This is a genomic window from Hyphomicrobium sp., assembly GCF_020852195.1.
Lineage (GTDB): Bacteria > Pseudomonadota > Alphaproteobacteria > Rhizobiales > Hyphomicrobiaceae > Hyphomicrobium_C.
Genome location: NZ_JADZBI010000236.1, coordinates 21,452 through 39,354 on the forward strand (window position 1 = coordinate 21,452; position 17,903 = coordinate 39,354).

The 17,903-nt window shown below is 63.4% G+C and carries 12 protein-coding genes; 11 read left to right on the forward strand and 1 reads right to left on the reverse strand.

The window, feature by feature from the left end; translation table 11 throughout:
- Nucleotides 1-514 precede the first annotated feature (514 nt).
- Together IT540_RS19305 and IT540_RS19310 are read left to right on the forward strand one after the other, a co-directional pair.
- Nucleotides 515-5,260 (forward strand): caspase family protein, encoded by a 4,746-nt coding sequence (locus IT540_RS19305; protein WP_291181462.1) that lies wholly within the window; start codon nucleotides 515-517, stop codon nucleotides 5,258-5,260.
- Between the two features lie 130 nt (nucleotides 5,261-5,390).
- Nucleotides 5,391-5,972 carry a peptidoglycan-binding domain-containing protein gene (locus tag IT540_RS19310; protein WP_291181464.1) on the forward strand — a complete coding sequence of 194 codons (582 nt, stop codon included), beginning with the start codon at nucleotides 5,391-5,393 and terminating at the stop codon, nucleotides 5,970-5,972.
- A gap of 117 nt (nucleotides 5,973-6,089) precedes the next feature.
- On the opposite strand, the gene IT540_RS19315 is transcribed toward IT540_RS19310, so the two are convergent.
- Nucleotides 6,090-7,409 carry an MFS transporter gene (locus IT540_RS19315; protein WP_291181466.1) on the reverse strand — a complete coding sequence of 440 codons (1,320 nt, stop codon included), beginning with the start codon at nucleotides 7,407-7,409 and terminating at the stop codon, nucleotides 6,090-6,092.
- Nucleotides 7,410-7,581: 172 nt separating this feature from the next.
- Between IT540_RS19315 and cyoA the strand changes: the two genes are divergently transcribed.
- The 9 genes from cyoA to IT540_RS19360 form a co-directional block, all read left to right on the forward strand.
- A complete protein-coding gene (cyoA, locus tag IT540_RS19320) occupies nucleotides 7,582-8,748 on the forward strand; it encodes a ubiquinol oxidase subunit II (RefSeq protein WP_291181468.1) in 1,167 nt (388 codons plus the stop codon).
- A 9-nt stretch (nucleotides 8,749-8,757) separates the two neighbouring features.
- Entirely contained in the window at nucleotides 8,758-10,770 is a 2,013-nt protein-coding gene (cyoB, locus tag IT540_RS19325) for a cytochrome o ubiquinol oxidase subunit I (protein WP_291181470.1), read from the forward strand.
- On the forward strand, nucleotides 10,767-11,402 hold the full coding sequence (cyoC, locus tag IT540_RS19330) for a cytochrome o ubiquinol oxidase subunit III (protein ID WP_291181472.1): 636 nt from the start codon (nucleotides 10,767-10,769) through the stop codon (nucleotides 11,400-11,402). Before cyoB ends, cyoC begins: the two co-directional genes overlap by 4 nt.
- Nucleotides 11,399-11,797, forward strand: a complete 399-nt coding sequence (cyoD, locus tag IT540_RS19335; protein WP_291181474.1) for a cytochrome o ubiquinol oxidase subunit IV — start codon at nucleotides 11,399-11,401, stop codon at nucleotides 11,795-11,797. Before cyoC ends, cyoD begins: the two co-directional genes overlap by 4 nt.
- Complete coding sequence (locus IT540_RS19340; protein WP_291181476.1) at nucleotides 11,794-12,588, forward strand: SURF1 family protein; 795 nt, start codon at nucleotides 11,794-11,796, stop codon at nucleotides 12,586-12,588. Before cyoD ends, IT540_RS19340 begins: the two co-directional genes overlap by 4 nt.
- A gap of 142 nt (nucleotides 12,589-12,730) precedes the next feature.
- The gene (locus IT540_RS19345; protein WP_291181478.1) at nucleotides 12,731-15,040 is read left to right on the forward strand and encodes an FdhF/YdeP family oxidoreductase; all 2,310 of its coding nucleotides are present in this window, start codon (nucleotides 12,731-12,733) and stop codon (nucleotides 15,038-15,040) included.
- Nucleotides 15,037-15,372, forward strand: coding sequence for a hypothetical protein (locus IT540_RS19350; protein ID WP_291181480.1), 336 nt, complete (start codon nucleotides 15,037-15,039; stop codon nucleotides 15,370-15,372). The genes IT540_RS19345 and IT540_RS19350 overlap by 4 nt, the downstream gene beginning before the upstream one ends.
- Before the next feature lie 401 nt (nucleotides 15,373-15,773).
- Nucleotides 15,774-17,162: an outer membrane protein transport protein gene (locus IT540_RS19355; protein WP_291181482.1), complete on the forward strand. Its 1,389-nt coding sequence runs from the start codon at nucleotides 15,774-15,776 to the stop codon at nucleotides 17,160-17,162.
- Nucleotides 17,163-17,357: 195 nt separating this feature from the next.
- Nucleotides 17,358-17,903 (forward strand): MHYT domain-containing protein (locus IT540_RS19360; protein WP_291181484.1); only part of this gene is annotated, 546 nt, incomplete at its 3' end.

The window sequence follows — 17,903 nt, forward strand, 5'->3', positions numbered from 1 at the left end:
CGCGCGCGCGAAAACTGTGCCGCGTGGAACGCGACACATGCGAAGTGGCGTGTGACGAGCGTTCCCATTTCCAGTCCTCGATGAAAATGGGAACGGACTGCCCTGCTTATCTTGATAATGTGCAGAAGGTCTTTCGAGGCGTTTGTGTCGCGTCGGAACTTGTTGGAGTGCAATTGTTTCTCTTTTCCGGCTCAGAGCCGATCTCATCCGTCGTATTGTGTGCGTTGCAGAGTTGCATGGAGGTCGACGGTGGTGATCAGTCGTTTGGTTGTTTTCCGCTTCGCGCGTCTGTGACGAATGCACGTCAAAGCGAAGGTCAGATTTCACATGCGTCATCATCCAAACGGATGAGGGAATCGGAATTGGAATCGCGCATGATCCACTGGACAGGACGTGCGCGCTCCGGAATACTTGTCGGCATTACGGCGATGGCCCAATTGCGATAAGGAAAGGCTGCGCCACGCCCGCAGCGCATTGATCTCGATATATTTATTGAGAATGAGGCGGTCCGTTTATGTGGCGTGTCTCTTCAATACTCGCCATCGTGGTTTGCGTACTTGCGCATTCTTCTCCCGTCGCGGCCGCGAAGCGCGTGGCGCTCGTCATCGGCAATGCTGCCTATATCAACACTCCCGCACTCGCCAATCCCAAGAACGATGCGACCGATTTTGGTGCCGCGATCAAGACGTTCGGCTTTGAGGTGATCGAGGGGTTCGATCTCGACAAGGCCAGCATGGACCTCAAGCTGCGCGAGTTCGCGGATGCGCTCGAAGGCGCGTCTGTCGCCGTTTTTTTCTATGCGGGCCATGGGCTTCAGGTCGACGGCACCAACTATCTGGTGCCGATCGACGCCAAGCTCTCCAAGAGAGCCGCGCTCGAGTTCGAGATGCTGAGCCTCGACAGCATCCAGCGACACATGGAGTCGGAGGAACGCACGAGCATCCTGTTCTTCGACGCCTGCCGCGACAATCCTCTGGCGCGCAACCTGGCAGCGAGCATGGGGACACGCTCGGTGCGCGAGGGCGCCGGCCTCGCCCTGCAAGATCCCGGGGCGGGAACGTTGATCAGCTATTCGACGTCGCCGGGCCGCACGGCGCTCGATGGTCATGGACGCAATTCTCCTTATACGGCTGCCCTCGTACAGCAGATGCTGAGCAGCGGCGACCATCTCGCTGAAATGCTCTACGAGGTGCGCAACGCAGTCTTGAAATCGACCAACGGCGAACAGAAGCCGTGGGACCTTTCGGCATTGACTCAGCGCTTCTATTTCAAGGAGGCCGCGGCCAAGCCTCCCGTGGTCGCCGCGCTGCCGCCGGATGCGGCGGTCCCCTCGCAGCCCGGATCGCCGACGGCGACGGATGCCACACCTCCGCGAACATCGGCCGAGCCCGCATTTCCTCCGGTCGAGCCGCCTGTGTCGCTCTCGCCGGGGCTTTTCGACAACGGCGATATGGCGCTCTCCGGCTTCTCGGGCACGAAACTCACCATCGACGGCCTGAAGCCCGGGGTGCACCCGATCGACAAGACGGCCATCGACCCGAACGGCGCCTCCCTCCGCGTGCTCGACGCGACGATGCTGGAGCCAAAGGATGCGACGGTGCTGAAGCCGGCGGTCAAGCTCGAGATCAAGGCGGGGGAGATCGGTCAGGTCTTCGGGCTTGCGTTCGATCGTGCGGAGAAGGCGGGCGGGCGGCCAAATCTGTTCGCGGCCGCGACCTCCAGCTTCGGCCTGCAGATCGTCGGTCCCGATGCAGACGGCGACGGCGTGCCCGACCGCTTGACGGCTGGTGCGCCGGGCGCCGTCTTCATGGAAGGCCAGTTCGGGGCGAAGCTCGGCGGAGGGCCGGGGGCCATCTGGAAGATCGACGGCGTGAACGGCAAGGCCTCCCTGTTTGCCAATGTGACGCTCAGCGGCGCGCAGAACAGTGGTCCCGGGCTCGGCGGGCTTGCGTTCGATCTGGCCAGCCGCAATCTCTATGTGTCCGATCTGGACACGGGCATGATCCATCGCTTCGATCTGGCGGGCACCGAGCTTGGCCGGTTCGACCATGGTGTCGACGGTCGCAAGGCGCACAAGCTCGAGCCCGTGCCCGACGACGGAAAGCGGCTCGACATCTCGAAGCCCAGCTTCAAGCCCGAAGATCCCTCGACCTGGGGCTTTACGCCGGTCGCGCGCCGGATTCATGGGCTCGCCGCCTTCGAGAACCGCCTCTATTACGCCGTCGGCGAGGGACCGGAGATCTGGTCGGTCGGCATCGATCCGATAGGAGCGTTTGCGTCCGATCCGCGCTTCGAGCTCCGCGTCGGCGACGCGAAGTCTAACGCGGCATCGACAAAATCGGACGCGGCGGCGGAGGACGGTCTGCCCGTCACCGACATTCTCTTCGACGCCGAAGGGCGCTTGACGATCGCGCAACGCGGCCGTCTGCGGAACCCGTTCGACTACACGGAATTCGCCGAGCCGGACCACGCGCGCGTGCTGCGCTATGCGCGGCCAAAAGCCGGGTATGGGCCCAAGATACCCGAAGCAGAGGAATACGCGATTGGGTTCGGAGGGGATTACCGCCAGGGTGCCGGCGGCATCAGCCTGGCGTTCGGCCGCAAGGAGGACGGCTCCGTCGACTTCGGAAGGTGCGAAGCCAACCTCGTCGCCACAGGTGATGCGTTGCGCGACAACCCCAGCTTCGCGCCGCAGCTCAAGGTGGGTGGACCATCCATCGTGCACGGCGCCCAGGTCGTCGCTGCCGGCAGCGTCCGCCCGGCCAACGAGCCTCCTTTGGAGAGCGCCTTCGTCGACTTCGACGGAGCCTATGATGACGCAAGCCTCAGGGGGCAGGTCGGCGATGTCGAGGTGTTCCGCGACTGCGATGCGTCGCGCTTTCCGCCCGTCGTCGCCGGCGGCCCTGGCGTTGGCCCGGGACAGACCGGCCAGGCGGCACCGGGACCGCTGGCGGACCTAGCTCAGCCGGGCGTCGATGGCGTCGGCGGCGTTGGTGCGGGACCAGGCGGCGGCGTGAGCCCGATAACCGCCGGTCTCAGGATCGAGAAGAAGGCGGTCGGCACGGCCTGCTCGAGCGAGCGCGGATGCACGTTCGAGATCGCCGTCACCAACACGTTGTCGACGCCGATCAACGGGCCGATCGTGATCGACGAGATCGTCTCTGCCGGGAACGCCGACCTCTCCCGCGCCGTGATGTCGACCGAGAACGAGCCCACGTGGATCTGCACGCGGTCGCCGCCCTTCTTCTGCACCCATCCCGAGCCGATCGAGCCGGGTGCCCGCGTGCCGCTCACGGTCAACGTCAAGCCGGCCGCTACCGCAGGCGAGGAGGGCGAGCTCACCAATTGCGCCTCGCTCCATACCCCGCCAGACAACCGGCAACCTCCGACAAGCGCGGCCGTCGCCGGCATCTCCGTCACTCCGACGACGGCCGTGCCGGTCTGCTCGGAGGCGGGCGGATGCCAGCTCGACGTGACGGTGACGAACACGACGGACAAGCCGTTCTCCGGCCCGGTGACCGTCATCGAGGTCATCTCGAGCCATCGCGGCAAGATTGCCGCCGGGCTCGACAACAACGCGACGCTCGATGAGCTTCCGACGGCTCCGTGGACCTGTGTCCGCATCGGCCTGCCCTGGCGCTGCACGCACAACGCTCTTGATCTGGGGCCAGGAGCCTCGACGGCGCTCACGCTGAAGTTCAAGCCGGGTACGCTCGGTGCCGAGGACCGATTCCTCGGTACGAGCACTGCGATCGAGGTGCCGGGCGCGGACGGCGCCACCACGTCGGACTTCGTACCGGCGAGCTTCCTCCTGCAGCGGAGCGATGCCGCTGCGTTCGACAAGCAAAAGAGCCGCGCGGTTGGCGGCGCGCGCGGGCAAGCCTGCGCGAAGCTTCCGCTCAGGCCGCCGGTCGAGCGCCTTGCGGCGCCGCCGCGTCTCAAGATCGAGAAGAAGGCCGTCTCGGAGTTCTGCGCCGCCGACGGGCCGTGCAGCTTCGAGATCACGGTCACGAACGTCGGTGGCGGCGCCTTCAACGGTCCGCTGTCGATCTCGGAGCAGATCGCGAGCAAGCCCGGTGCAGCGTCCGCGGCGGGAAGCGGCCATACAACGACGGCAACATCGTCTCCGGATTGGACGTGCGCCGATACGGAAGGGGATGCGGTGTGCGCGTCGCGCGGCAACGTGCAGCTCGCCAAAGGTCAGTCGATCGTGCTTCCGGTCGATGTGACGCCGAAAGGCTTCGCCAAAGGCGCCGTGCTGGAGAACTGCGCGGCGGTAGATGTCGGCGCGACGGGCGACGGCGCGGCCGGGCGGAGCCTCGTGGAAAACGACAAGGCCTGTGCCTCCGTCGAGGTCGATCCCTTCAGTCTGCGCGTCATCAAGTCGGGCGCAAACACGTGTGCGGCCGGTGGCGAATGCCAGTTCAGGCTCACTCTTCTCAACGACGGGACCGTCAATCACAACGCGCCGGTGACGTTCACCGACTCGATGGGTCCGGACGTGCCAAGCATGGAAATCGTGTCGATCGAGCCGAAGCTGCCTTGCGATTCACAGCCCGCGCGCATCCCGTTCCAGTGCACCACGCCCGGCCGCTATCCGCTCGCCGTCGGACAGCATGAGAACTACACGATCGTCACGCGCATGCCGAAGCAGGGCCTTCCGCAGACGATCAAGAACTGCATCGCGCTCTCGAAGCCGTGGCAGCCCGCCCTGGCGGCGGTGTCGGTCTCCGGTCCGCCAAAAGATGCGGAGCCAGGCAGCTACGAATGCCACGAGGTCGCGGTTGGGGCCGAGGCGCCGACCTGCTTCGGCGGCATGACGCTCACGTCCGACAACCTCTGCCAATGCGCCGAGGGGACAGCGTGGAACGGCCGGACTTGCGCCGCGGCGCCGACGGAAAAATGTCCGAAGGGTTGGAACGGCACTTATCCCTATTGCTGCCAGCCGGGGATGGAGTACCGCGAGGGAACCTGCCAGGCGATCGTGGCGATGCCGAAGGTCTGTCCTCCCGACCGCCCCAACGGCACGTATCCGAACTGCTGCCCAAAGCGGACGTACTACAGCAATGGTTCCTGCAAATACCAGCAAGTCGAAAAGCCGTCATGTCCGCCCGGCACCTATCGCTATCGCGGTCGTTGCAGGACGCGCCAGGCTCAGCAACCGAGTACAACCGGAACGACGATACAAATCAATCCCGGGGCCTTCTTTTATGACTGCTACGGCAAACCGACCTTTATCGGGAAGAAGTGCAAATACTGAACGATAGGACACGCCGGGAGAGGAAACTGAATCGAGCGGAACGGATGACCGATCCGCTTAACTGAAGATGCAGGAGGTCAGCGTGAATAAAGGGCATTCATGCAATCGACATAGTATGGGTTTGACAGGCATGGCGGGTCGGTTGTTCGCGATCGCGCTGTTGTGCTTCCTGGGCATGAGCGTGAGCATTGACCGTGCTGCGGCGCAAAGCCGTACGGCGCGCGCCATCGGTGCGGGTATCGCCGGCGCGCTCATCCTCAACGAGCTTTCTAAGGGAAGCGGGAAGCGGAAATCGGCAACATCGCGCCGGTCGAAGCGCAGTGTGGCGACACGCGCCAGCAAGCCCTCCAAACCGTCGAAGCAACAGGCGCGCAAGAAGAAGACCTATGACAGTGACGAGGGCGTGGTCGCGGCGAAGAGCGACACGTCCGAGAGCGGTATGGTCAACCAGAACATCACGACCGGCAGTACGGCTTCGGTTCAGGGTGCGTCGGCGCTCATCTCCTCGCCCGACGAGATCAAGGCCGCCCAGCAGCATCTGAGGTTCATGGGCTACGACATCGCGCAGGAGACCGGCACGGTGGACGCGAAGACGAAGTCTGCCGTCATGCAGTTTCAGGATTCGATCGGTGCTCCTGTGACCGGCGATCTCACGATCGACCAGCTTCAGATGCTGTTCGTGAAAGTCGCGAGCAAAAGGGAAGGCTCGTAGCTGATCGGACTGCTGTGTCTCGGAACGTCGTGCCTGTCGGCAGTGTCGGGCCACTGTGCTCGACACAACGACGGCTCCTCGCGGCCGCCGACGACACGGATAAGCCGAGAGCGTCGGTCAGGAGCCTTTCGATGCAAAGCGGTCATTCATCCAAAGTGCAATGACCGTGCAGACGGCGCCGGACAACAGGTAGGCGCCGGCAGAAATCAGTCCGAAGTGGGTGGATAACAGCAAGGCGGCGAGAGGAGCGAAGCCGGCTCCAAAGAGCCAGGCGAGGTCTGTGGTGATGGCAGACCCGGTATAGCGATATTCCTTCGAGAAGCCTGAGGCCACAGCGCCGGAGGACTGTCCGAACGACAGCCCCAGTAGTACGAAGCCCAGGATCATGAACACGGCCTCGCCTACGGAGCCGGCGTCGAGAAGCTGAGGGGCGAAGCCGCTGAACGCGGCAATGGCGAGCGCCGATCCCATCAGCAGCGGCCGCCGTCCGATCCGGTCCGCAATCACGCCCGACGCGAAGATCGCCGCGAGGCCGAAAAAGGCGGCGATGGCCTCGATGACCAGGAAGCGTGCGATGCCTTCCGAGGTGAACAGGAACACCCACGACAACGGGAACACCGTCACCATGTGGAACAGGGCGAAGCTCGCAAGCGGCGCGAAGGCGCCGGTCAGCACATTGCCGCCCTCCGCCTGCAGCGTTTCGCGCACGCGCGCTGGTTGCAGATCGCGGTTCTCGAACAGTTCGCTGTATTCCGACGTCGAGACGATGCGAAGGCGGGCGAAGAGCGCTACGACGTTGATTGCGAATGCCACGAAGAATGGATAACGCCATCCCCAGTCGAAGAAATCCTGGGCCGACAGATTGCCGACGAAGAATGCGAACAGGGCGCTCGCGACGATGAGGCCCGCCGGGGCGCCGAGTTGCGGGATCATCGCATACCAGCCCCGGTTCTTTTCGGGTGCGTTGAGGGTCAGGAGCGAGGCGAGGCCGTCCCACGTGCCGCCGAGGGCGATGCCCTGGCAGATGCGGGCGGCGGCCAGAAGCCAGATCGCGGCAGCCCCGATGCTCTCGTAACCGGGCAGGAAGGCGATGGCGACGGTTGCCGTGCCGAGCATGAACAGCGCGATCGTCATCTTCACGCCTTTGCCGTAGGCGCGGTCCACCGCCATGAAGATCGCCGTGCCGAAGGGGCGGGCGATGAAGGCCAGCGCGAAGATGGCGAAGGAGTAGAGGGTTCCTGTCAGCGCATCGGCCTCAGGGAAGAGCAGCTTCGGAAAGACGATGACCGAGGCGATGGCATAGACGAAGAAGTCGAAGTACTCGGATGTGCGACCGATGAACACACCGACCGCGATCTCGCCGGGGGCCACCTCGCTGTGGCGTGCCTCGGGACCAACCCCGCCGTGTCCCGCCATCGATGCCGAAGATTGAGCCATGATCGCATCCGAATGAGGTTTCGCTCGCGGCTCGGGTCTCGCCGGTTCGTGCCGCATTGCCGTCCTATGCGTGCGCGGCCGATTGCGGCATTGGGCAAATTGTCCAATGGGCCGCGCGCGCTTCAAGAGGTAGCGCTGCGTCTGAGCCGCTTCGTATCCACGGACCGCTATCATGAGCCGCTTTCGACTGCTGGCGCTAGCGCCACTTACCCTGATGCTCGGGGGGTGCGACTTCGTCGTTCTCAATCCTGCCGGCGACATTGCCGTGCAGCAGCGCGACCTCGTCGTCATCTCGACCGTTCTGATGCTGCTCATCATCGTTCCGGTGATGGCGCTTACGGTTTTCTTCGCCTGGAAGTACCGCGAAGCCAACGAGCCGGCGGATTACGATCCAGATTGGAATCATTCCACCTATCTCGAGCTGGTGATCTGGGCGGCGCCGCTTCTGATCATCATCTGTCTCGGTGCGGTCACCTGGATGTGGACCCACCTGCTCGATCCCTACCGATCGCTCGACAGAGTGACGCACGAGCAGCCGGTCGCGGCGGAGGTCAAGCCGCTCGAGGTCGAGGTGGTGGCGCTCGATTGGAAGTGGCTGTTCATCTATCCCGAGCACGGCATCGCGACCGTCAACGAGATGGCGGCGCCGGTGGACAGACCGATCCGCTTCCGCCTCACCGCCACGTCGGTCATGAATGCCTTCTATGTACCCGCGCTCGCCGGAATGATCTACGCCATGCCTGGCATGGAGACAACGCTGCACGGCGTGATCAACAAGTCCGGCACCTATACCGGCTTCTCGGCCAACTACAGCGGCGACGGCTTCTCAGGCATGCGCTTCGCTTTCCACGGGCTCGACGAGGGCGGCTTCGAAAAGTGGCTCGCGGCGGTGAGGGTCGAGGGCGGTGCGCTCGATCGCGCGACCTATCTGGAGCTGGCCAAGCCGAGCGAGAATGAGCCCGTGCGCCGTTACGCCACCGTCGAGCCGCAACTCTTCCGGCTGATCCGCGACCGCTGTGCCGAGCCCGGCAAGATGTGCATGGACGAGATGATGGCCATCGATGCCAGCGGTGGCCTGGGGCTGGCCGGCATCAACCTGCTGCAGCCGCCGGACGACAAGGGCGCCGCGGCGCGTAGCGCCCTGTTCGGACCGAAAGCGACGGCGGTTACCGGGATCTGCACGACCGAGGAAGCCATGGCGGCCCGGCAAACGACATCGGCACCTCGTCCGGCTGACCGCCAGCCGCTGCTTGGCGCCGGGCTGCCGCGTCCTCCGTTCACGTCTTTCACATCTCCCAAGATCGACGCGAGCCTGCTGCGCTCGCTTTCCGGCACCTGAGCGGACCCGATGTTCGAGAATATTGATCTGACCAAGCTGATCTTCGGCCGGCTGACCTGGGACGCGATCCCGATTCACGAGCCCATTCTCGTCGGTACCTTCGCGGTCGTGGCGCTGGGCGGGCTCATGCTCGTAGGTGCCGTCACTCGCTATGGGCTGTGGGGCTACCTGTGGCGCGAGTGGTTCACGACCGTCGACCACAAGCGCATCGGCATCATGTACATGATCCTCGGCGTCGTGATGCTGCTGCGTGGCTTCGCCGATGCCATCATGATGCGCATCCAGCAGGCGATGGCCTTCAACGGTTCGGAGGGCTATCTCAACGCTCACCACTACGACCAGATCTTCACCGCCCATGGCGTGATCATGATCTTCTTCGTGGCGATGCCGCTGGTCACCGGCCTCATGAACTACATCGTGCCGCTGCAGATCGGCGCGCGCGACGTGTCGTTCCCGTTCCTCAACAACTTCAGCTTCTGGATGACCACCGGCGGCGCCGTGCTCTTGATGATGTCGCTGTTCCTCGGCGAGTTCGCGCGCACGGGCTGGCTCGCCTATCCGCCGCTTTCGGGGGCGGAGCACAGTCCGGGCGTCGGCGTGGACTATTACATATGGTCGTTGCAGGTGGCGGGCGTCGGCACGACGCTCTCCGGCATCAATCTCATCTGCACCATCGTCAAGATGCGTGCGCCCGGCATGACCATGATGAAAATGCCGGTGTTCGTCTGGACCTCGCTCTGCACCAACGTGCTGATCGTCGCGACGTTCCCAGTGCTGACCGCGACGCTGGTGCTGCTTTCGCTCGACCGCTACGTGGGCACGAACTTCTTCACCAGCGACCTCGGCGGCAATCCGATGATGTACGTGAACCTCATCTGGATCTGGGGTCATCCGGAAGTCTACATCCTGATCCTGCCCGTGTTCGGCATCTTCTCGGAGATCGCGGCGACCTTCTCGGGCAAGCGGCTGTTCGGCTACACGTCGATGGTCTACGCCACGGTCGTCATCACCATCCTCTCCTATCTGGTGTGGCTGCACCATTTCTTCACGATGGGATCCGGCGCCAGCGTCAACTCGTTCTTCGGCATCACGACAATGATCATCTCGATCCCGACCGGTGCCAAGGTCTTCAACTGGCTGTTCACGATGTATCGCGGGCGCATCCGCTTCGAGCTGCCGATGATGTGGACGGTGGCGTTCATGCTCACCTTCGTGATCGGTGGCATGACGGGCGTGCTGCTGGCGGTGCCGCCGGCCGACTTCGTGCTGCACAACTCCCTGTTCCTCGTTGCGCACTTCCACAACGTGATCATCGGCGGCGTGGTGTACGGCCTCTTCGCCGGCATGATCTACTGGTTCCCGAAGGCGTTCGGATTCAGGCTCGACCCGTTCTGGGGCAAGGTGTCGTTCTGGGGCTGGGTGCTCGGCTTTTACTTCGCCTTCATGCCGCTCTACGTGCTCGGTCTGATGGGCGTGACACGACGGTTGCGGGTGTTCGACGATCCGTCGCTGCAGATATGGTTCCTCATCGCGGGCTTCGGGGCCTTCCTGATCCTCGTGGGTATTGTCGCCTTCCTGATCCAGATCGTGGTCAGCATCGCGCGGCGCGAGCAGCTCCGCGATACGACCGGCGATCCGTGGAACGGGCGAACGCTGGAATGGGCAACCTCTTCGCCGCCGCCCGACTACAATTTCGCCTTCACGCCCGTCGTGCACGACAACGACGCCTGGTGGGACATGAAGCGGCGCGGATACCGGCGCCCGCTCGAAGGCTTCAAGCCGATCCATATGCCGAGCAATACGGGGACAGGCGTCATTCTGGCGGGGCTCAGCGTCGTGCTGTCGTTCGGGCTCATCTGGTACATGTGGTGGCTCGCGGCCCTGAGCTTCGTCGCCATCATCGGCGTCGCGATCGCCCATACCTTCAACTACGACCACGGCTTCTACATCGCCGAGAACGAGGTTGTGGGCACGGAGACCGAGCGAACGAAGCTCTTGGCCGCAAGCGGGGTGAACGCATGACGACGCTCGCTCGCGACGCCAACACGGGGGATGAAGCTCCGGTCTTCTACGTCAAGGACGAGCACGCCCATCCCGAAGGCTCGAGCACTATGCTCGGATTCTGGATCTACCTGATGAGCGACTGTCTCATCTTCGCGGTGCTGTTCGCGATCTACGGTGTGCTGGGCGGAAGCTACGCGGCCGGCCCGGCGCCGAAGGACCTGTTCGACCTGGGGCTCGTGGCGGTCAACACGGCAATGCTGCTGCTCTCGTCGCTGACCTTCGGTTTCGCGATGCTCGAGATGATGAAGTCCAACGTGCGCGGGACGCTCTTCTGGCTCGTCGTGACCGCCGTGTTCGGCCTCGCCTTTCTCGGGATCGAGCTCTACGAGTTCGCGCACCTCATTCACATCGGCGCCACGCCACAGCGCAGCGCCTTTCTGTCGGCCTTCTTCACGCTGGTCGGTACGCATGGCCTGCACGTAACGTTCGGTATCGTCTGGCTGGCCACGCTCTGGGTGCAAATGCGGCGTCACGGGCTCATCGAGGCCAACAGGCGCCGGCTGATGTGCCTCAGCATGTTCTGGCATTTCCTCGATGTGATCTGGATTGGCGTGTTCACGTTCGTCTATCTGATGGGAGTCCTGCGATGAGCGCACCCAACGCCGGAGCGCATACCGCGCACGCCGAGGCCGGCCATGACCACCACCCTGCGGAGGGGCACGCGCACGGTTCGCTCCGCGGCTATCTGATCGGGTTCGCGCTTTCGGTCTTTCTGACCGCGGTTCCGTTCTGGCTGGTGATGGGCGAGGTTCTGGAGAGCAAGCAGCTTACGGCCTTCGTCATCATGGCGTTCGCCATGGTTCAGATCGTCGTGCACATCGTCTTCTTCCTGCACATGACCTCCAGTGCCGAGGAGGGGTGGAGCATGATGGCTCTGATCTTCACGCTGATCATCATCGTTATCGCGATGGCCGGTTCGCTGTGGGTCATGCATCACCTCAACACGAACACTATGCCCTTCCACGACATGCGGCAGATGCTATGACCGAAGGCGCCCTGCAGGCGCGTTCGCCGGCTGCGGTGATCCTGATCGTGATCGCCGCGCTTACGAGCGCCACCCTGTTCGGTGTGCTCGGCGTCTGGCAGGTGAAGCGGCTCTCCTGGAAGCTGGACCTCATCGAGCGCGTCGAGCGGCGCGTCGGGGCCGATCCCGTTCAAGCGCCCGGGCGCGACGCTTGGGCCCACATCACCGCGGCGTCGAGTGAATATCTCAAGGTGCGCGTAACGGGGCGCTTCCTGCACGACAGGGAAACACTCGTGCAGGCCGTAACCGACCTCGGCAGCGGTTACTGGGTGCTGACGCCGTTCGAGAAGACGCAGGGCTTCACGATGCTCGTCAACCGCGGGTTCGTGTCGACGGAGCGTCGCGATCCGATGGTGCGCGCAGCGGCCGCCACCGCCGGCGAGGCGACGGTAACGGGCCTCTTACGGTTGACGGAGCCAGGCGGTGCCTTCCTGCGCACGAACGATCCTGCAGGCGATCGCTGGTATTCCCGCGATGTGGAAGCCATCGCGTTTGCACGTGGCCTTGGCGAGACAGCGCCTTACTTCATCGATGCGGACGCGACGCCCAATCCGGGTGGGTGGCCGGTCGGCGGTCTGACGCGCGTGCGGTTCACCAACAACCATCTCGTCTATGCCGTTACGTGGTTCAGTCTGTCGCTGATGGCGTTGGCGAGTGGTGGGTATGTGATCCAAGACTGGCGACGGAGGACGCATCTGGGGCAGGGCGGCCCGCGACGCGGCCGGTTGGAATCTTCCGACGAGTTTGGATAGCCAGGACCAACTTGTGAAGTCCGCTGACGCAGCGACCGCAGGTCTGCTTTTTCCGCATGACAGCCATAACCTCCGCATCCGTTGCGGAAAAACTTGATTTCGCAGATGCACAATAGTCTCGATGTCGTTGAGAGCGCTGTGCATGGGCAAGCCGGAATTCATTGGAAAGAAGTCAAAGGCAGCAGGCGGCTGGGGCGCGCTGAAGAGCTGCGGAAAGAAGCTCCTCGCCAGTGGCGCGCCGCTCACGGGCGCGGCGGCTATGCTGAAGGCGAACCAGCCGGACGGCTTCGATTGTCCAGGCTGCGCGTGGGGAGATCCGGAGCACGGCTCGTCGTTCGAGTTCTGCGAGAACGGCGTCAAGGCGGTCGCCTGGGAGGCGACCGACAAGCGCGTCAGCCCGGACTTTTTTGCTCGTCACACGGTGAGCGAGCTCCGCACGTGGACGGACTACGACCTTGAGCGGCAGGGCCGTCTCACGCATCCCATGCGCTATGAAGCCACCACCGACCGCTATGTCCAGGTCGGCTGGGACGATGCGTTCGCCGAGATCGGCAGGATTCTGAAAGGGCTCGACAGCCCGGATCGGGCGGAGTTCTACACTTCCGGCCGCGCGTCGAACGAAGCGGCCTTTCTCTACCAGCTTTTCGTCCGGCTCTACGGGACGAACAATTTTCCCGATTGCTCGAACATGTGCCATGAGGCGAGCGGCATCGCGCTCGACCAGGCCATCGGCATTGGCAAGGGTACGGTGACGCTTGAGGACTTCGAGAAGGCTGATGCCATTCTCGTCATCGGGCAGAACCCCGGCACCAATCATCCGCGCATGCTTGGCGATCTGCGCCGCGCGGCGCTTCGCGGTGCCCGCGTCGCGGTGTTCAACCCGGTGCGCGAAAAGGGGCTCGAGCGCTTCGCCGACCCGCAGGACAAGCTCGAGATGCTGACGGGCGGCAGCAAGCCGATTGCGAGCGAGTACTATCAGGTGCGTCTCGGCGGAGACATGGCCGCGGTCCGCGGAATGGCCAAAGCCGTTTTTGCGGCCGACGAGGTTGCGCTCGCCGAGGGGCGGCCGTCAGTCCTCGATCATGGCTTCCTGAGGCAGCATACATCCGGCTTCGACGCCTATCGCGCCGCCGTCGATGCGACGAGCTGGGAGGCGATCGAGCATCAATCCGGCCTGACGCGTACCGAGCTCGAGCATCTGGCGCTGATCTACATCGAATCCGAGCGCACGATCTGCACCTGGGCCATGGGCGTGACCCAGCATCGCCATTCGGTGGCGACGATCCGCGAGATCGCCAATTTCATGTTTCTGCGCGGCAACGTCGGGCGGCCGGGCACCGGCCTCTGCCCGGTGCGCGGGCATTCGAACGTACAGGGCGACCGCACGGTCGGAATCAACGAGAAGCCCTCCGCGGCTTTTCTCGATGCCCTGGAAACGGTGTTCGGCGTGCCGATGCCGCGACGCCACGGCCACAACGTGCTGGCTGCCATCGGCGCCATGCTCGATGGGTCGGCGCAGGCGTTCATCGGTCTTGGCGGCAACTTCGCGCGCGCCACGCCCGACAGCACGCTCATTGCGAAGGCGATGCGGGGGCAGAAGCTGACCGTCAACATCGCGACCAAGCTCAACCACTCGCATCTCCTGCCTGGCGAGGTGAGCTACGTGCTGCCTTGCCTCGGCCGAACGGAGATCGACCGCAACGCCAAGGGCGTCGCTCAGATCGTCACGGTCGAAGATTCGATGAGCATGGTCCACGGCTCCGGCGGCATCAACAAGCCGGCTTCGCCGGAGCTTCGCTCCGAGGTCGGCATCATTGCCGGCATCGCGGCGTCGACGGTCGGCTCGGATGTGGTGGACTGGGCGCAATTGGCGCAGAACTACGACCGCATTCGCGATCTGATCGCAGGTACCATCCCCGGATTCCACGGCTACAACGAACGGGTGCGCCGACCGCGCGGTTTCCGTCTCTACAATGCCGTCGATCATCGTGTCTGGAACACGCCGTCGCAGCGCGCCTCCTTCTCGCCGGAGGCGCTGCCGCGCGAGACGGAGCATCAGAGGGCACTGGGTGAGCAGGGCCTGTTCGTGCTGCAGACTTTACGCTCGCACGACCAGTACAACACGACCGTCTATGGTCTCGACGACCGCTATCGCGGCATCTATGGCGAGCGGCGCGTCGTATTCGTCAATCCCGACGATCTCGCGGAGGTCGGCGTGCAATCCGGCGACCGCGTCGACATCGTCGGCCGCCATGAGGACGGCATCGAGCGCGTGGCGGAGAGCTTCCGCGTCGTGTCCTACGATCTCCCGCGGGGCTCGGTGGCCGGCTACTATCCGGAGCTGAACGTGTTGGTGCCTCTCTCGACCTCTGGCGAGCAGAGTGACACGCCGACATCGAAGTCGGTGCTCGTCTCTTTCCGCCCGGCTTCTGAGCAGTCGCAGGCCGCATGAATACGACTGCCGAGGGCGTGATATCGGAGGAGCTGTTCCTCGATCGGGTCGCGGCGCTTTGCGCAGTGGCTGGCTTCCTGGCGCCGCTCGGTGCGAGCCTGCTCCTGGCCGTTCACCTCGACATCTGCAGCGATAGCCGCACGTTCTCACGCCTGTTTGGCATCGCCCACGCGCTGGTTCTGCGCGAGGTCACGGAGCTGGCCGGAAATCGCGGCCTGCTCTCCATCGTGGGGCGGAATCCCCGCTCCCAGCGTACCGAATTCGCGCTCACCGAGGTGTCCAAGGCCCTCTTGTTGCGTGTTGTTTCCATGAACCCGAAACAAGCCGGGTAGCGCATATTCTCGCGTCGATATCCTTTCTATTCTTAAAACTGCATTGGCCCCCTTTTTTGATTGTGACGCGATCGCTGGTCCGTCCCACAGTCGGCGTGGTTCCGGGCGGCTCGCGTAGGCATTCCGCTCGCATTTGTGCCGCCCCCACAGGTTCTGAAGAACGGTCGCGTATGGCACACCGCAACTGATAGCCGGTGCCAAAGACTCTGAAATGGCGGGCAGTCATCCCTTAGAATGAAGTGCTCAATCGCGGGGAGCTCAACTCATGCACCTAAGCGTCGTTAGACGATTATAGACGTTTGGAATTAGGAATTTGGAAACCGAGATCCCTTCAACTGAACATGTGAGAATAAGAAAGCGCGAGGCTATTTCAGGGATGGCGCCTCGCGCGGGGGATATTCATGGCTCTAAACTGCTGGAGGGCGAAGGACGCATCACGGCATCGTGCTAGTGTGGGGGCCAAGGGCGCGGTTGTCGTATGCTCGGTTCTTACTTCCTGCGGTCCGGCACTTGGCGGCGGACTTGGCGTTCGCGAGCAATCGACCTCTGCGCAGGGGGCCTCCTTTGCGGGCGCGGGTTCGGGTGGGGACTTGAGCTCCAGCTTCTGGAATCCGGCCGCGATGTCGTTGGCAGGTCCGGGGCTTGCAACCGAAAGCCACGTCTCGCTGCTCTATGCGGATATCGACGTTCGCGCGAACAGCGTGAGCGTGCTCCCCGGCACCGCTCTCGGGTCTTCAACCGCGCTCGTCGACGATCACGCCAACGTGGACCAGCTTGTCGCTATCGGGGCCTCATATGCCTCCTGGCGCGTGGACAAGGATCTTGTTCTAGGATTGGCTGTCAATGCGCCATTCGGGTCCAAGAACAAGGCGCAGGATCCTACCTGGTCCGGCGAATATCACTTTCGCTCTTCGCAGCTTCTTACGGTCAACGTCAATCCGATCGCCTCCTATCAGTTGGCGCCGGGGCTTTTCATCGGCGCAGGCCCCCAGCTCCAATATCTGGCGCTTACGATCAAGGCCAACCCGTCCGGTGGACTTGCTCCCTCGCAGTCCAACTCGGTGCTCGACGGCGACGACATCGGTCTGGGCTTTACCGGCGGCGTCCTCTGGCAGCCGAGCCCGGCGACGAGCATAGGACTGGGGTTTCGCTCATCTGTCGCCCACGAGATCGAGGGCGATGCCTCGATGGCGGCTGGATTTCTTACGACGGGCCTGGGCACCGCGCCCTTTGCGCCAATCGATTTCGAAGCCAAGCTGCGCACTCCGGAGATCGCAACGCTGAGCCTGCGCCAAGCGCTGAGCGATACCACACGCCTCTTGGCGACGGTCGAATGGTCTAACTGGAGCCGCCTCGACAAGGTCGACTTCATCGCGACCTCTCAGGGCGGATTGGGATCGCAGCCTATCGTTCAAGGACAGGCGATCAACATTCTCGATTTTCACTGGGACGACGGTTGGTTCTTCGCCCTCGGCGCCGAATGGGACGCCTCGAACGCCATGACGCTGCGTGCGGGCGCGGCTTACGAGATCTCACCGATCCGAGATCCCGAGCAACGCAAGATCAACGTCTCAGATAGCGACCGGATCTGGCTGAGTGTCGGCGCAACGTATGCGTTGACCGCGGCTATGGCGTTCGATCTCGCCTACACGCACATCTTTTTCGATGATGCGCCGATCGATAGCCTGACGACGACACCGGCTAGCGCGACCACGCCTGTCAGGCGCTTCACGGGCAGCGCCGATCAGGCCGCCGACATCGTGTCGCTGTCGCTGAAGACCAAATGGTAGGACGGCCGACCTCGTTCCGACAAAAGGCGCGGGAAAACGTGGCAAACGACGTTAAAAAAAGCGCCTCTGAACACTGAAAATAAACACTTATATATCAATAACTGACATGGATCAGTTGGCGAGACCGCCCGCGTTCTTCGACCAATGCTCGCCTGTTGGCATCGGGCGTGCCTTCAACTCTTAGGCTGCTTTTCCATGATCTCCGTCCTGGGCTGCATCGTTAGCGAGCACAACGTCTGGCTCGTGGGTCTTGCCGTGGTGATCTGCGGTACGGGGTCATGGGTTACGGCCCGTCTCTTTCATCGGACCGCCAGGACGCAAGGATTGCAGCTCGTCGGCTGGCACTTCCTGACGGCGCTCACGGCGGGTGCTGCGACCTGGTGCACGCATTTTATCGCCATGCTGGGCTTCGACGCGGGTGTGCCTGTCGATTTCGATCCGGGCCTGACCGCCGTCTCGCTGATGATCGCGGTTGTCGGAAGCACGGTCGGCTTCGTTCTCGCCGGTAGCGGGTTCAGCCGCTTCACCCCGGCCATCGGTGGTGCGGTCGTCGGTCTGTCCATCGCGGCCATGCACTATACGGGGATGATGGGCTACCGGGTGCAGGGCTTCGTGTCCTGGGATGTCCCTTTCCTCGTTGCCTCCGTCGTCCTCTCCGTTGCGCTCTCGGCAGCGGCTCTGCACCACGCGATGCAGCCCATTCCGCACGCTCGCAACATCATGGCCGGCGTTCTGACCCTC

Excerpts from the sequence above, each read along its gene's own strand:
- IT540_RS19305 (WP_291181462.1), top strand. The coding sequence starts at position 515 with ATGTGGCGTGTCTCTTCAATACTCGCCATCGTGGTTTGCGTACTTGCG.
- IT540_RS19310 (WP_291181464.1), top strand. The coding sequence starts at position 5,391 with ATGGCGGGTCGGTTGTTCGCGATCGCGCTGTTGTGCTTCCTGGGCATG.
- IT540_RS19315 (WP_291181466.1), bottom strand. The coding sequence starts at position 7,409 with ATGGCTCAATCTTCGGCATCGATGGCGGGACACGGCGGGGTTGGTCCC.
- cyoA (WP_291181468.1), top strand. The coding sequence starts at position 7,582 with ATGAGCCGCTTTCGACTGCTGGCGCTAGCGCCACTTACCCTGATGCTC.
- cyoB (WP_291181470.1), top strand. The coding sequence starts at position 8,758 with ATGTTCGAGAATATTGATCTGACCAAGCTGATCTTCGGCCGGCTGACC.
- cyoC (WP_291181472.1), top strand. The coding sequence starts at position 10,767 with ATGACGACGCTCGCTCGCGACGCCAACACGGGGGATGAAGCTCCGGTC.
- cyoD (WP_291181474.1), top strand. The coding sequence starts at position 11,399 with ATGAGCGCACCCAACGCCGGAGCGCATACCGCGCACGCCGAGGCCGGC.
- IT540_RS19340 (WP_291181476.1), top strand. The coding sequence starts at position 11,794 with ATGACCGAAGGCGCCCTGCAGGCGCGTTCGCCGGCTGCGGTGATCCTG.
- IT540_RS19345 (WP_291181478.1), top strand. The coding sequence starts at position 12,731 with ATGGGCAAGCCGGAATTCATTGGAAAGAAGTCAAAGGCAGCAGGCGGC.
- IT540_RS19350 (WP_291181480.1), top strand. The coding sequence starts at position 15,037 with ATGAATACGACTGCCGAGGGCGTGATATCGGAGGAGCTGTTCCTCGAT.
- IT540_RS19355 (WP_291181482.1), top strand. The coding sequence starts at position 15,774 with ATGGCTCTAAACTGCTGGAGGGCGAAGGACGCATCACGGCATCGTGCT.